This window comes from Porphyromonas gulae (assembly GCF_000765945.1).
GTDB lineage: Bacteria > Bacteroidota > Bacteroidia > Bacteroidales > Porphyromonadaceae > Porphyromonas > Porphyromonas gulae.
The window spans coordinates 115,216-130,410 of the sequence record NZ_JRAT01000014.1; the positions used below are offsets into that span (position 1 = coordinate 115,216).

Sequence of the window (15,195 nt, forward strand, 5' to 3'; positions counted from 1 at the left end):
GGTTATTTGTACAGTTGGTCTATCTCTGACTTTGGGGCATAGACATAATTACCAATCTGCCTTATGGGGATGGAAAATTTCCTAATATGCTTATATACCGTGCCTTCCGTAATCCCAAACTTGGCTGTTATTTCACCAATCGTGTAACAATACTCGGGCTCAAGGTTGTAAAGCTTAGCTTCACTTCTTGTTCTCGGCTTTTGCTCATCAATAGGCCTCAGATTGAAGTTGCGTTCTAAATCCTCTTTACAGATGCGAGTCATCCTTTTTCCCAAGTTATAACTTCGGAGAGCCTTACTTCTAACAAGTCGGTATAGCGTATCTCTGCAAACGTCGTATAGAGCAATAGCATCGGAGATAGAGAGGTAGGGTTGATCCTTGGGAACCTTTGCAGCCCTCTCTCGTCGTAGCTCTTCCAACTTTTCCTCTCGCTTCTTTTGTGAATACGCAGACCTTGAGCATTGTATAGAACAATATCTCGATGTGATTGTCTTGGCAAGAAAGGTCTCCCCACACCATTCGCACTTTCGCTCAATCTGAAATTTTGCAGCTGGCATACGCTTTTCGTATCTATCTGATAATCAAATTATGTTTTTATTTAAGTCGCACTTTATACACTAATAAGTCGCGGCACAAATATGGTACAAATATACGACTAAAATCGATATAAAAAGAGGAAAAACGAGAAACTATCAAAAATAAAAATCGCAGTAAGTGATTAACTTACTGCGATTTACTATTTGTTTGATGCTCTTTTATGAGCGTAATTACTTCACTTCTTCGAAGTCTACATCTGTGACGTTCTTGTCGTCAGAAGGCTGATCGCCGGCAGATGGACCTTGAGCACCACCGAAGTCCGGACCGGGTTGTGCACCGCCTTGAGCTCCGGCATTCTTATAAAGCTCTTCTCCTGCTGCGGAAAGAGCAGCTTGCAGTTCGGCCATGGCCGTATCAATAGCAGCTACATCCTGTGATTTATGCGCTTCTTTCAGCTTGTCGAGAGCAGCATCGATCGGAGCTTTCTTATCGGCAGGGAATTTGTCTCCCAACTCCTTCAACTGCTTTTCGGTCTGGAAGATCATGCTGTCAGCTTGATTGATCTTGTCGATACGTTCTTTCTCCTTCTTATCGGCTTCGGCATTGGCCTGCGCTTCTTCCTTCATACGCTTGATCTCATCGTCGGACAAACCGCTGGAGGCTTCGATGCGGATATTCTGCTTCTTGCCAGTAGCTTTGTCATGAGCCGTTACGTTGAGGATACCATTGGCATCGATGTCAAATGTTACTTCGATCTGCGGTGTCTGACGGGGTGCAGGAGCGATACCGTCCAAGTTGAAACGGCCGATGCTCTTATTGTCCTTAGCCAAAGAGCGCTCACCCTGAAGCACATGAATCTCTACCGAAGGCTGATTGTCCACTGCTGTAGTGAAGATTTCGCTCTTCTTCGTCGGGATAGTCGTATTGGCATCGATCAAGCGAGTCATCACGCCACCCATAGTCTCGATACCGAGCGAAAGCGGTGTAACGTCCAACAGCAAGACATCCTTTACTTCACCGGTCAGAACACCACCTTGAATAGCGGCACCCACAGCTACCACTTCGTCGGGATTCACACCCTTGGACGGAGCCTTACCGAAGATCTTCTCCACAATCTCCTGAATAGCAGGAATACGTGTAGAACCTCCTACAAGGATGACTTCGTCGATATCGCCACGCGACATGCCGGCATCTCTCAGGGCCGTTTCGCAGGGAGCCACACATGCCTGAATCAGACGATCGGCCAACTGTTCGAACTTAGCCCTTGTAAGCGTCATCACCAAGTGCTTGGGGATGCCATTCACCGGCATGATATAGGGGAGGTTGATCTCCGTAGATGAAGTGCTGGACAGCTCTATCTTGGCTTTTTCGGCGGCTTCTTTCAGACGCTGCATGGCCATAGGATCCTGACGAAGATCCACGCCCTCTTGGGACTTGAACTCTTCTGCCAACCAGTCGATGATCACGTGGTCGAAGTCGTCTCCTCCGAGGTGCGTATCACCGTTGGTCGATTTCACTTCGAAAACGCCGTCGCCCAATTCCAAAATAGAGATATCGAAGGTACCGCCACCTAAGTCGAAGACAGCGATCTTCATATCCTTATTGGACTTGTCCAAACCGTAAGCCAAAGAAGCTGCCGTAGGCTCGTTCACAATACGACGAACTTTCAGTCCGGCGATCTCTCCAGCTTCTTTCGTTGCCTGACGTTGAGCGTCGTTGAAGTATGCAGGCACAGTGATCACGGCTTCTGTCACTTCCTGACCGAGATAGTCTTCGGCCGTCTTCTTCATCTTCTGAAGGATCATGGCCGAAATTTCCTGCGGCGTATAGAGGCGACTGTCTATATCTACGCGTGGAGTATTATTGTCCCCACGTACTACCTTGAATGGCACTCTGTCCACTTCTCTGGAAACCTGATCGTAGGTTTCGCCCATGAAGCGCTTGATAGAGTATATCGTTTTGGTCGGATTGGTGATGGCCTGACGCTTGGCCGGATCGCCTACCTTACGCTCGCCACCATCCACAAAAGCCACCACCGAGGGCGTTGTGCGCTTGCCCTCACTGTTCGCGATAACGATAGGTTCGTTACCTTCCAATACAGAGACACATGAATTCGTTGTGCCTAAGTCAATTCCAATGATTTTTCCCATAATTCTATATTCGTTTTTTGTTGTTGTCTGATTTTCTTTCGTTGTCTATGTAACGACGAAAGGGTGATACGCTGTAACATGAACAATTTGCGTGCCAAAAAGCAAAGTACGCCTGATACTGCCAAAAGGTGACAGAATGTCACAATATGAAGCCGCACTGTGACTCGAAAACCTGACGAATGCGACTCCACGCCCTGCTGTAGCTTCAGCTCTGACTATATAAATTACTATAGGAACTAATTCGGTATATAGCTTCCCTCAATGTCGTGTGGCAATCTTATATGATAAGAACACTCAGTCTCTCGTAGAAACGCCAATTCGACAGCTTTCCCGAAGTATCCCCATGCAAGGGATAGGGATGAATCCCGGTGGATTTATGTTCTCTGCTTTTACGAACCGGTTTAGGACAAAAAATGGAGCCTAAAACGTGAAAAAATGGTTCCACTTTTTTCGTTCTGGCGCGAGAAATTTTTTCTTCCCTGCACCTGTTTCTATGAAGAAAGCCGATAAAAAAGAAGCGAGCCACGAAAGTCCGATTACAAACTTCGTGGCTCACTCCTATTCTTGAATGCTGTCGTCTCCTCGGGGGGGTATTTGGCCGATGGAGTGGGAGAAGAGTCTTATTCTTTAGCGTTCAGCTCTTCCATCTTCTTATCGATCAGCTTGATCTTCTCGATCATCAGACGGATGTCTTCTTCCAGTTTTTCCTTCTTGCGCTCCATTTCTCGCATCAGGCTATTCCCACTTTTACTGGATATGCTGAGGAAACCCAGATTGTTCGTATAGGTCTGCAATTCGTTGCGCATGCGATCGAGGATACGTGTCATACGATCACGCTCATCGTAGAGCTGACCTTTGCCACCGCCTTCCAGTTGTTCTAAGGAGGCATTGTACCCTTCGAGGCGACGATTGCTGCGTTCGATATTGAGCTTGTCGTACAGGCCATCGATCAATTTTCTGTAAGTCTTATTGATAGCATCTTTTTCCCTGAACGGTACAAAACCTATGGCATTCCAGCGTCCGGCCAGAGCATTGAGTCTGTCGATGATACCTTCGCCGGCCTCTTCCGAATCCAAAGCCTCCAGCTCAGCTATGATCGCTTTCTTGCTCTTGAGGTTTTCGCGTTCTTCGGAGCGCATATCACCCTGTTCGGCTTTTTTGCGTTTGAAGAATGCATCGCATGCAGTTGTAAAGCGCTTCCAGATCTCATCACTATACCGATGAGGAACGGCTCCGATGCTTTTCCAATTTTTTTGGAGTTCGGTCAAGCGAGCAGAGGTTTCTTTCCAGTCGGAACTCTCCTGGAGACTTTCTGCCTCTTCCACCATGGCCAGTTTCTTCTTGTAGTTATTGGTCAGCTCTTCGCGCTTGCCTTTGAAGAAAGCCGTTTTTTTATTGAAATAATCATCGCATGCCGCACGGAAACGCTCGTAGATCTTCTCGTTGTCGCTTCTGCGGGCATAGCCTATGGTCTTCCACTTGGCCTGAATCTCGAGTACGGCCTTTGTCTGTTCGTCCCATTTGGCCAGCGAGTTCAGTCCGGAGGTGTCTATCGCCTCCATCTCTTCGCAAAGCAATGTTTTCGCGGCCAGATTTTCCTGCTCGCGTATCTTTTGCTTTTCGAAGTGTTCTTGATACTTCTTATTGATCGTGGTAGACGCAGCTTTGAATCTTGCCCACACCTCTTCGCGGAGTTCGCGGGCTACCGGCCCCAGTTCGCGCCATTGATGGTGCAGCTCTTGCAGTACTCTGAATGAGTGGATGACGTCGGCATTCTCCGTGAGGGCTTCGGCCTGATGGATCAATTCTTCCTTAGCCTCCAGATTCTTTTTGAAATCGTAGGCGCGGAATTCATCGTTGATCTGCTTCAGATCATAGAACTGTTCTACCAGACTATTGTATTCTTTGGTTATATCCGTAGCATTTGCTTCCGGCACGGGACCGGTCTCCTTCCAGGACTTGCGAATCTCATGAAAAACAGGGCTGATCTTGCCGAACTCTTCGTTGCTGCCGAGAAGATCTCTCAGCCGTTGCAAGAGGGCCTCCTTCTGAGCCAAATTGCTCTCACGCTCCTTTTGCATCGACTCTATCCGCGATTGGTTCAGTTCGCGGAAGCGCTGTAGCAAGTCTTTCAGACGTTCCTCGTTCAAGTCCGGCTCGGCCATAGACGAAGTCGTACTGTCGGCCAATTCTCCTGCACGAGCCTGCTTCTTCTTATAGAAAGCACTCTTGTAGGCCTCTACTTCCTGTCGGCGAGGTAGCTCTTCTCCTTGGAGTAATGTGGCCAAGCTATCAAGTAGCTCAAGCTCGGTCATGTCCGCCAAACGGGCGTTTACGCTTGTTTTACTTTCTTCGGCTGATTTGGATTCGTTTTCCAAAGGAGTCGGATCTGCCACTTCCAGGCTTTGAACCTCCGGCAACCGGTCTGTTGTCGTAGGTTTCAATTCTTCGGATTCGGGCTGTGCCATTGAATCCGTGAGAGGGTGCGTAGGGTTTTCCATACGTTACTGCTTTAATGTTCACATCCACCGAAAACCTCCTGTCCGGAGAGATACAATTCGGCGCTTTTCCAATACAACGGAAGGTAATTATCAGATAACGATTCCGTCTTCAAAAGACCAAATTAAAGAAAAAATATTGACAGACCATAATTTGGAGAGTGTTTGCCCCAAAGTGCTCATTCCAGAAGTAAGAGCAACACTCTGGTAAATCGGTCTATCGATCCCTCAGCGTCAGGATGGCTTCGTTTGGGTCGACCCGATGATCAGTAGGCTTCAAAGTCTTCTACACGCTCTGAGCATCGATAGAGCCCGAGTCTGTCAAGTGTACTGCGATGAGTCTTTTTACATGTTACAGGCACCGATGGCCTGTACTCGCTCTAATGCCTTTTAGGGGATTGAACTTTTTCCTTACATTTGTCCGCGATGAAGCCCTCTATGAGGAGTTGGATGTCACTGTCCTGAGAGGCTTTCATCCGAATGAAATTATATAGATAAACGATTAAATGATAGTTAGATATGTGCTTCGAATATCCTCATGCTCCTAATCTTTTCGGCCGATTGAGCCGGCCGATATTATATGTATGCCATGTTGGCATACGGATGAATAGTATAATCCCCATGATCCATAAGCAGCAATAAGGTCTCTTACAGTCCCTTCAAAAGAATAAGGCACCCACATGATTCAGCTCGAATCATGTGGGTGCCTCTGTTTTATAGCCTCTCGAAGTGGCCTTTTTAGGCTTGCGATTTATATAGAAATGACTTTCAATCTATATATAAATTGAAAACGATTTATATACAAATCGAAAACGATCTATATATTTATCGTAAACGGTTTGTATATAGATCGTTATCTTCTCTCCCAAAAGTCATATTTCGACTTGAAAAAGTCCGTGTCCTCAACTTTTCGACTTCAATATCTACTTCTTTTTACCTGCTTATTTGGAATCATTCCAAACTCCTCTTCGTTGTTGAAAACTTTTTTGGCGCGTGTTTTTAAGAGGAGAGGGCACGTTGTATTGGAGCCAATGTGTATTGGCTCGTAATTGTGCAATATCGTTTCCTGATAATGTCAGAAGGGGTTGTCGATTCCTGATGCTTCGGCGAGGAAATCGGCCTCGGATGTGCCCGAGGAATAGGGGCCTGAAAGGAGAGGATTGTCCTCCGGAGGAGGTAGGGGTGGGGCGAATGATCCGTTGCCGACACCCATTTCCACGGGAGAACCTCCGATACGGGAGTGGCGTTTGACCATGCTTTCAGCCTCAAGAGGGAGGAACTTGGCAAACTCGCTGCGGAAGCGCAAACGCACATCATCCACAGGCCCGTTACGATGCTTGGCGATGATAAATTCGCCTATGCCCAAAAGGGAGTTGCCCTGCTGGTCTTCCGTGATCTTGTAGTATTCGGGGCGATGGATGAAGCATACCATATCGGCATCCTGTTCGATGGCTCCGGACTCGCGCAAGTCGGATAGCTGCGGACGTTTGCTGTTGATGTCGCCCTGACGGGTCTCCACACTTCGGTTGAGCTGGGAGAGAGCGATGATGGGTATCTTCAGCTCCTTGGCCAAAACCTTGAGAGAGCGTGAGATGGTACTGACTTCCTGTTCACGATTGCCGAATGACATTCCGCTGGCGTTCATGAGCTGAAGATAGTCGATGATGATCACCTTCACGCCGTACTCGCGCACCAGACGACGCGATTTGGTGCGCAGTTCGAAGACGGAAAGAGAGGGCGTATCGTCTATATAGAGAGGTTTGTTTTCGAAGTCTTTCAGTTTGGTGTCGAGTTGTACCCATTCGTGTGATTCGAGTCGGCCGGTCTTCAACTTCTCACCCGGAATCTCACAGACATTGGACATCAGACGCTTGACCAGCTGCACACTGCTCATTTCCAAATTGAATATGGCTACGGGTATATTATAGTCGATAGCCATATTTTTCGCCATGGAAAGCACGAATGCGGTCTTTCCCATAGCAGGACGGGCAGCAATGATGATCAGATCGGAAGCTTGCCAACCGGCCGTGAGCTTGTCGATAGCGGGGAAACCGGATGGCTGACCGCTGAGTCCTTCCTTACGGTTGGCTGCAATTTGGATTTCGCCCAAGGCCTCTTTGATAATCGGGTCGATAGGCTGGACGTCCTGCTTCATGTTGTGCTGGGAGATCTCGAACAATCGTCCCTCGGCCTGCTGCAACTGATCCTCTATGTCCTCCGTATCATCGTAAGCCTTCTTCAGGACTTCACTGGAAAAGCCGATTACCTCACGGCTCAAAGCTTTCTGCGCCAATATCTTGGCATGGTATTCCAAGTTGGCCGAGCTTGCCACTTTGAGCGTCAGACCGGCTATATAAGAGGGGCCGCCGACGGCATCGAGATTGCCGTTTTTCTTGAGCTGCTCCGTCACCGTGAGCATATCCACCGGCTTCTGATTGAGTGCCAGTTGGGTAATGGCTTCGTAAATCAGCTCATGGGCCTTGAGATAGAAAGTCCTGGGGCGCAACATTTCGCCTACTTGCATATAGGCATCTTTTTCCAGCAGGATAGCTCCCAAAACAGCCTCCTCCAATTCGGGAGCCTGTGGCGGAACACGTCCCTCCAACGGAGCTGTAATGCTCTCCGGAGCAGGATGTTTGGTGCGAGACTTGGTAGCGGCCATAGTGATGGGACTGGATTGTGAAAAGGCTTCGGATCAGTCCAGTTTGAGGACAGCGAGGAAAGCTTTCTGAGGTACTTCGACCGTACCTATCTGCTTCATGCGTTTCTTTCCTTCTTTCTGCTTTTCGAGTAGTTTACGCTTACGGGAAATATCACCACCATAACACTTAGCCGTCACATCCTTGCGGACGGGCTTGATCGTTTCGCGAGCGATGATCTTGGCCCCGATAGCTGCTTGGATGGCTATTTCGAATTGCTGACGCGGGATCAGTTCTTTGAGCTTTTCGCACATGCGCCGGCCGAATGTGACACTGTTGTCCACGTGTGTGAGTGTCGAAAGGGCATCGACGGGTTCGCCATTGAGCAGAATATCGAGTTTCACCAGCTTGCTCTCTCTGAAGTCATGCAGGTGATAGTCGAACGAGGCATATCCTTTGGAGATACTCTTGAGCTTGTCGTAGAAGTCGATGACGATTTCGCCCAATGGGAGGTCGTAGAAGATCTCTACACGATCGCCCGATATATATTCTTGCTTCACCAACACCCCTCTTTTGCCCAAGCAAAGTGTCATGATAGGGCCGATATAGGCCGTATTGGTGATGACCGAAGCTCTGATAAAAGGCTCTTCGATATGATCGATAAGCGTGGGTTCGGGCAGTCCCGATGGGTTGTGGACCTCCTTACAGCCGCCTTTCTTGTCATAGACTTTGTAAGAAACGTTGGGAACTGTCGTGATCACATTCATATTGAACTCCCGATCCAATCGCTCCTGCACGATCTCCATGTGGAGCAAACCGAGAAATCCACAACGAAATCCGAATCCGAGAGCCACGGAGCTTTCGGGCTGGAACGTCAGCGATGCATCGTTGAGCTGAAGCTTTTCCAAAGAAGCGCGCAGGTTCTCGAAGTCTTCGGCTTCGATAGGATATACACCAGCGAAAACCATGGGTTTTACCTCTTCGAATCCTGCTATGGCCTCTTTGGCAGGCTTCGCCACATGGGTGATCGTATCGCCTACCTTGACCTCGCGGCTTGTTTTGATACCGCTGATGATATAGCCTACATCGCCGGTCTTGACCTCCGAGCGCGGCTCCATATCGAGCCTGAGTACTCCTACTTCATCGGCATCGTATTCTTTCTCGGTGGCAATAAACTTGACATGATCTCCTTTGCGAATACTGCCATTCACCACCTTAAAATAGGCAATGATACCACGGAACGGATTGAAGACCGAGTCAAAGATGAGGCATTGGAGTGGAGCATCGGGATCTCCGGCAGGGGCCGGTACTTGTTCGACGATAGCGCGAAGGATCTGATCTACTCCCTGACCGGTCTTACCACTGGCACGGATAACCTCCGAACGATCACAGCCCAAAAGCTCGATGATCTGGTCTTCCACCTCTTCGGGCATGGCACTGGGTAGATCCACTTTGTTCACAATGGGGATGATGGTCAGGTCGTTTTCGATCGCCATATAGAGATTGGATATGGTCTGTGCCTGTATCCCTTGGGCAGCATCGACGATAAGCAATGCCCCTTCGCAAGCGGCGATGGAGCGAGAGACTTCGTAGGAAAAGTCCACGTGCCCCGGAGTATCGATCAGGTTGAGCACATACTTTTCTCCATCTAACTGATAGTCCATCTGAATGGCATGGCTCTTGATCGTTATACCTCTCTCTCGTTCCAAGTCCATATTGTCCAAGACCTGATCTTGCAGGTCTTTGCCGGAGACGGTGTTGGTATATTCGAGCAACCGATCGGCCAAGGTACTCTTGCCGTGGTCGATATGTGCAATAATGCAGAAGTTGCGGATATTCTTCATCGATGTTTGTTGAAATGGAACTCTTTGATGCTGATGTATGACCTTTTTTCGGTCTTTACGCTCGCAAAAATACAAAAACAGACAGAAAAAGTGACCAAAATATCTCGACCGTGTTTCCAGTTTACGAACCTAAAATCGAGATTTCCAACCCATCTTTGCAAAGTCGGATACGATGGAGGAAGATACGGAGATGCCAATTAAGATTTAAATGTTGTCTTTTATTGTTCGTTTCACAAAAAGGTGTACATTTGCAGCACCGGAAGCGATAATGCTTCGCCACTGTCTCATGGTGTAATGGTAGCACAACAGATTCTGGTCCTGTTTGTCAAGGTTCGAATCCTTGTGAGACAACAAGAATATTGATAAGCTGTCCCCTTTCAAAGGAGACAGCTTTTTTATTTGCTTGGAGCAAACTCTTCTCGGACAATATCGTCAAACTCTTATATGCACAAAAGCGGCTGTTCTTTTTGCTCAATTCTGAAACAAACGTGCAAAATCAACACCAAAAACCTTATATTTGTTTCCGAAACAAGATACCGTTAGAATTTTAGGGTAATCGAAAATACTTAATGAGTGTGGCGAAAACAAGAGAACTGATGATCGATGTAGCACGTCAGCTCTTTGCCAAAATCGGCGTGGAAAAGACCACGATGAACGATATCGCCGATGCGGCAAACAAGGGACGACGCACGCTATATACCTACTTCAAAAGCAAAAAAGATATCTATTTTGCAGTTGTCCATAAAGAGCTGGACGAACTTTACAGCTCCTTGGAGACGGCTGCAATCGTGTCTATGCCGCCGGCTAAGAAGCTGATGCACTTCATCTATACTCATTTGGAAGCAATCAAAGAGATCGTCGTGCGTAATGGTACGCTTCGTGCCGATTTTTTCCGAGATATATGGAAGGTGGAGACTGCCCGTAAGGAGTTCGACCTCAAGGAAGAACATCTGATCTGTTCCATTTTGGACGAAGGAGTTCGGCTCAATGCTTTTTCTATACCCGATACCCATATTACCGCCAAGATCTTGCTCCATTCAATCAAGGGGCTGGAAGTGCCCTATATCAGCGGACATCTTAGGCATGCCGGAACGATCGCATTCGAGCGAATCAGTGAGAATGTGGAGCATCTGATCTTCCACGGTATCTGTCTATCTCCGGCAGTAAACACCGGTGAAGAAGAGACTGGCAGAGAAAGTATTTAAGAATTTAACGATCAATAAATCAACTTCGCGGACATACAGATCGTATCGGTCAGTATCTGTCCACGACAAATAAAAATCAAAGTATGAAATTATTGGAGAACAAGGTAGCTCTCATTACGGGAGCCGGACGCGGTATCGGCCGTGCCATAGCTTATAAGTATGCAACGGAAGGTGCCGATGTGGCCATTACGGATCTGAATATCGATGAGGGCGTACAAGCTTTCGTAGAAGAACTCAAACGGCTGGGAGTACGTGCTGCGGCATACGCTTCCAATGCGGCTGACTTCGATGCCGCGCATACAGTGGTGGAACAGATCAAGGCTGACTTCGGCCGGATCGATATTTTGGTGAACAATGCCGGTATCACTCGCGATGGCCTTATGATGCGTATGACCGAGCAACAATGGGATGCCGTGATCAATGTTAATCTGAAGTCAGCGTTCAACATGATTCATGCCGTGACTCCCATCATGATGGGACAGCGTACCGGCAGTATCATCAATATGGCTTCTGTGGTAGGTGTATCGGGCAATGCAGGACAATCCAACTACTCAGCCTCCAAAGCTGGTATGATCGGTTTGGCCAAGAGTGTTGCCAAAGAACTGGGCTCACGCGGCGTGCGTGCCAATGCAATTGCACCGGGTTTTATCATTACCGATATGACCGCCGTGCTTAGCGAAGAAGTGAAGAAGCAATGGGCTGCACAGATACCTCTGCGTCGTGGCGGTACGCCTGAAGATGTGGCTAACGTGGCTACTTTCCTTGGCAGTGATCTCTCTTCGTATGTGACGGGACAGGTAGTCCACGTTTGCGGTGGTATGAATATGTAATATAGGATCAGAATCAACCTGTTCGGTTCATAGGGCTGTCGTTATGGAAATCGTTTACGAAGACAATCATCTGATCATAGTCAATAAGGCTGTCGGAGAGATTGTTCAAGGCGATAAGACCGGCGACAGCCCTCTGTCCGAAACGGTCAAGCAGTGGATCAAAGAGAAGTATGCCAAGCCGGGCAATGTCTTCCTCGGTGTAGCCCATCGTTTGGATCGTCCCGTAGCAGGGCTGGTCGTTTTCGCCAAAACGAGTAAGGCTTTGGCTCGGCTCAATAATATGTTTCGAGACGGGGATGTACAAAAGGTATATCGTGCCATAGTCAAGCAAAGACCTCCCAAGGACGCGGACACACTGCTCCATTATATCAGCCGAAACGAAAGGCTGAACAAAAGTTTTGCTTCGGTACGTGAAGTGCCGAACAGCAAGAAAGCATCTCTTTCTTACCGCTTATTAGCTTCGTCCGACAACTACCATCTTTTGGAAATAGAGTTGCATACAGGCCGGCATCATCAGATTCGTTGCCAGCTCGCAGCTATAGGTTGTCCTATTAAAGGTGATTTGAAATACGGATTTGGGCGCAGTAATCCGGATGGAGGAATCAGTCTGCTGGCCCATCGAATTCGTTTCACTCATCCCGTCAGCGGTGTCCTCATCGATCTCACTGCTCCTCTTCCACCCAATGATAAACTTTGGTCTTTGCTTACTTCTAAAGCAGGCGATCAGTGAATAGAAAATCTATTCGCTTAGTGAGTAATCTCGTCGAGATTGACGAGTTTGTTCATGATGGCGTAGATCGTCAAACCACTGGGGCTGTGGATCTGTAGTTTCTTTGCTATGTTGCGTCGGTGGGTTATAACGGTATGTGTAGATAAGAAAAGCTCTTCCGCAATCTCTTTGTTGGTCATACCTTTCACCACGCCTACGACGATCTCTTTCTCCCGATTGGTGAGCGTCTGTTGTTCTTCTCCGCTCTCTTCGGGTTCCAAGGTCTTTTGATAAAGTCTTTCCAATAGCTGTCTTAATTCCTCTACTGTGGCGTGGACGGACAGTGTATCGTCATAGTTGTGTAGCATATTGCTGTCGATCGGCGTAGTGAGCAAACCCACATAGCGCGACTGTGGACATGCCTTGTCTGATTCGTTTCGGGTCAGTCCCGATACGAGTGGATTCATGAAAACGATATCGGGACAATAAAAGGAGATTACATCTACCCAACCATTATCGGCCGGCGCATCTATGAATTGTATCTTGTAGCCGGTGATTTTCTTTAGTAGAGCTTCCAGCCCTGCACGAATCATAGGTAGCGGTTCTACGATCGCTACCTTGAGTGTGATGATGTTCATAATCCGCTTTCCTTTTCTATTTTACGAATCAAAGGCACGAAAAGGTGGTCTTCGACAAAGTTGTGTGCAGACAGATCGTCTTCCGAAGAGAATATGTCGTGCAGTACGCTGTTGAGTTCGTAGCCGCTTGATGTCGGGTAGTATTTGATCAGCAGGTTCTTAAGTTCGGAAATTTTCAGCTCTATCTGATCGTGGCGTTTGCTGAATATATCGATCCTGTAGTGCGAACGTTCGTCCAACTTTCCGGCTAAAAGCTTTTCCACATAGGGGAAAACTGTTTTCTCTTCGTAGCTCATGTGCTTGCGTACTTCCTCCACGTATTCATCATAGAATTGACGAATGACGAACACCACCTCGGATGGGCAGTTGGACAGTGCGGCTAAAAGATCTTGACGGAGCGAAGGCAGACGGAATTCGAGAAAATAATTGTGCGACTTGCGCAGATAGTTGATCAGGGAGGGAGCTGACAGATCCGACAAGATTGCCTCGGAAGGGTGCTCGGGACGGTTGATAAGTGCGTTGATGACAGCCATGAGGGTATTGGTGTTTACCTTATTGTCCTCACAGACTTCTCGTATGCTCTTTTCTCCGAAACCAAGTGAAATACCAAAGCGCGTAATGACCAGCAGCAAGTCGTAATTCTCGCATATTAAGTCACTTAGCTTTGTATTGGGTGAATATGATTTCTTTATGTGATGCGTTGTCATACGAAAAAATATTGTTTTGTTTCGAACAAAAGTATAGTTATTCCACCTAATCGACAATCCCCACATATAGGTATCTGCCTGAAATCAAATGATTTCGCACTTGATCGTTCTCTTTTCTTATACCGGTTCGGCTCAAACCTCTTCAAGACGGGATGGCATCTATTTCGTCAGACTCCTATAGAGAGGTCTTTGTCTTTCTTTTCGTCTTCATCGATTTTGTGCTGCTTTTTAGTCGCATATTTATGAGAATAATCCATACTTTTGCAGCGAATTTTAATGAACCCAACTAACTTAAAGCAATACGGAGGTAGTAGAATGAAGAACATCCTGATTATCGGCTCTACCGGCCAGATCGGATCGGAGCTGACTATGGAGTTGAGAAAGCGTTATCCTCAGGGAAACGTTGTAGCGGGTTATATCCCCGGTGCAGAGCCTAAGGGCGAACTACTCGAAAGCGGTCCTGCCGAAATAGTAGACATCACCAATGCCAAACAAATAGCAGAAGTGGTGGATAAGTATAAAGTAGATACGATTTACAATTTGGCAGCCCTTCTCAGTGCCGTAGCAGAAGCCAAACCTCAGTTAGCATGGCATATTGGTCTGGGAGGACTTTTCAATACACTGGAAGTAGCTCGTGAAAAGAATTGTGCAGTGTTTACACCCAGCTCTATCGGTGCTTTCGGCAATGATACTCCTAAGGACAAGACCCCCCAGGATACTATTCAGCGTCCCAAGACCATGTACGGAGTAACGAAGGTCAGTGGCGAGCTTTTGAGCGACTACTACCACAAGCGTTTCGGTGTAGATACACGTTCGGTTCGTTTCCCCGGTTTGATCTCCAACGTCACCCTCCCCGGTGGCGGAACGACAGACTATGCCGTGGATATTTATTATGCAGCTGTCAAAGAAGGATGCTTCACCTGTCCCATTAAAGAAGGTACTTATATGGATATGATGTATATGCCCGATGCTCTTCGCGCATGCGTGGAGCTGATGGAAGCTGATCCTGCCCGTCTGGTACATCGCAATTCGTTCAATATCACTGCCATGAGTTTCGAACCCTCGCAGATAGCGGCAGCCGTGAAGAAGTTGGTACCTGATTTCGTTATGAATTACGAAGTCGATCCTCTCCGTCAAGGTATTGCCGAGTCATGGCCAAACTCATTGGATGATTCTTGTGCTCGTAGCGAATGGGATTGGAAGCCGGAGTACGATCTCGACTCCATGTCTGCTGATATGATCCAGATACTGAAAGCTCGCTACGGCAAGTAAAAAGTCTTTTTAGCTGCCGATACCGATTGGCAAAATACCTATAATTGCCCCACATGCGGATCTCTGTATGAAGTGCACCCAAAAAGTTAGACATAAAACTTTTTGGGTGTAATTTATTTATGAAGTATAGTTTTGCAGAGAAGTTCAATGTCATAAGTGAAATAAT

The 15,195-nt window shown here is 47.5% G+C and carries 11 protein-coding genes and 1 tRNA gene; 5 read left to right on the forward strand and 7 right to left on the reverse strand.

Annotated features, from left to right (window positions below; genetic code table 11):
- Nucleotides 1-2 precede the first annotated feature (2 nt).
- From HQ49_RS06815 to lepA, 5 genes are all read right to left on the reverse strand, one after another.
- The gene (locus HQ49_RS06815) at nt 3-557 is read right to left on the reverse strand and encodes a helix-turn-helix domain-containing protein (RefSeq protein WP_039419147.1); all 555 of its coding nucleotides are present in this window, start codon (nt 555-557) and stop codon (nt 3-5) included.
- A gap of 210 nt (nt 558-767) precedes the next feature.
- The gene (dnaK, locus tag HQ49_RS06820; protein ID WP_026292344.1) at nt 768-2,687 is read right to left on the reverse strand and encodes a molecular chaperone DnaK; all 1,920 of its coding nucleotides are present in this window, start codon (nt 2,685-2,687) and stop codon (nt 768-770) included.
- Nucleotides 2,688-3,307: 620 nt separating this feature from the next.
- Nucleotides 3,308-5,188 carry a DUF349 domain-containing protein gene (locus HQ49_RS06825; protein WP_039419148.1) on the reverse strand — a complete coding sequence of 627 codons (1,881 nt, stop codon included), beginning with the start codon at nt 5,186-5,188 and terminating at the stop codon, nt 3,308-3,310.
- A 1,072-nt stretch (nt 5,189-6,260) separates the two neighbouring features.
- Nucleotides 6,261-7,847, reverse strand: coding sequence for a replicative DNA helicase (gene dnaB, locus HQ49_RS06830; RefSeq protein WP_018965890.1), 1,587 nt, complete (start codon nt 7,845-7,847; stop codon nt 6,261-6,263).
- 33 nt (nt 7,848-7,880) lie between these two features.
- On the reverse strand, nt 7,881-9,668 hold the full coding sequence (gene lepA / locus HQ49_RS06835; RefSeq protein WP_039419150.1) for a translation elongation factor 4: 1,788 nt from the start codon (nt 9,666-9,668) through the stop codon (nt 7,881-7,883).
- A 280-nt stretch (nt 9,669-9,948) separates the two neighbouring features.
- Between lepA and HQ49_RS06840 the strand changes: the two genes are divergently transcribed.
- The 4 genes from HQ49_RS06840 to HQ49_RS06855 all read left to right on the forward strand — a co-directional run bounded on the left by HQ49_RS06840 (nt 9,949) and on the right by HQ49_RS06855 (nt 12,433).
- Nucleotides 9,949-10,019, forward strand: a tRNA-Gln gene (locus HQ49_RS06840).
- Between the two features lie 218 nt (nt 10,020-10,237).
- A complete protein-coding gene (locus tag HQ49_RS06845; RefSeq protein WP_018965888.1) occupies nt 10,238-10,873 on the forward strand; it encodes a TetR/AcrR family transcriptional regulator in 636 nt (211 codons plus the stop codon).
- An 83-nt stretch (nt 10,874-10,956) separates the two neighbouring features.
- On the forward strand, nt 10,957-11,703 hold the full coding sequence (gene fabG, locus HQ49_RS06850; RefSeq protein ID WP_039419151.1) for a 3-oxoacyl-[acyl-carrier-protein] reductase: 747 nt from the start codon (nt 10,957-10,959) through the stop codon (nt 11,701-11,703).
- A gap of 43 nt (nt 11,704-11,746) precedes the next feature.
- Entirely contained in the window at nt 11,747-12,433 is a 687-nt protein-coding gene (locus tag HQ49_RS06855; protein ID WP_039419153.1) for an RluA family pseudouridine synthase, read from the forward strand.
- A gap of 17 nt (nt 12,434-12,450) precedes the next feature.
- On the opposite strand, the gene HQ49_RS06860 is transcribed toward HQ49_RS06855, so the two are convergent.
- The gene (locus HQ49_RS06860) at nt 12,451-13,050 is read right to left on the reverse strand and encodes a response regulator transcription factor (protein WP_039419155.1); all 600 of its coding nucleotides are present in this window, start codon (nt 13,048-13,050) and stop codon (nt 12,451-12,453) included.
- Nucleotides 13,047-13,757 (reverse strand): hemerythrin domain-containing protein, encoded by a 711-nt coding sequence (locus tag HQ49_RS06865; RefSeq protein WP_018965884.1) that lies wholly within the window; start codon nt 13,755-13,757, stop codon nt 13,047-13,049. Before HQ49_RS06865 ends, HQ49_RS06860 begins: the two co-directional genes overlap by 4 nt.
- A 315-nt stretch (nt 13,758-14,072) precedes the next feature.
- Here HQ49_RS06865 and HQ49_RS06870 point away from each other — a divergent pair, with 315 nt between their 5' ends.
- Entirely contained in the window at nt 14,073-15,029 is a 957-nt protein-coding gene (locus tag HQ49_RS06870; RefSeq protein WP_018965882.1) for an NAD-dependent epimerase/dehydratase family protein, read from the forward strand.
- Nucleotides 15,030-15,195 lie beyond the last annotated feature (166 nt).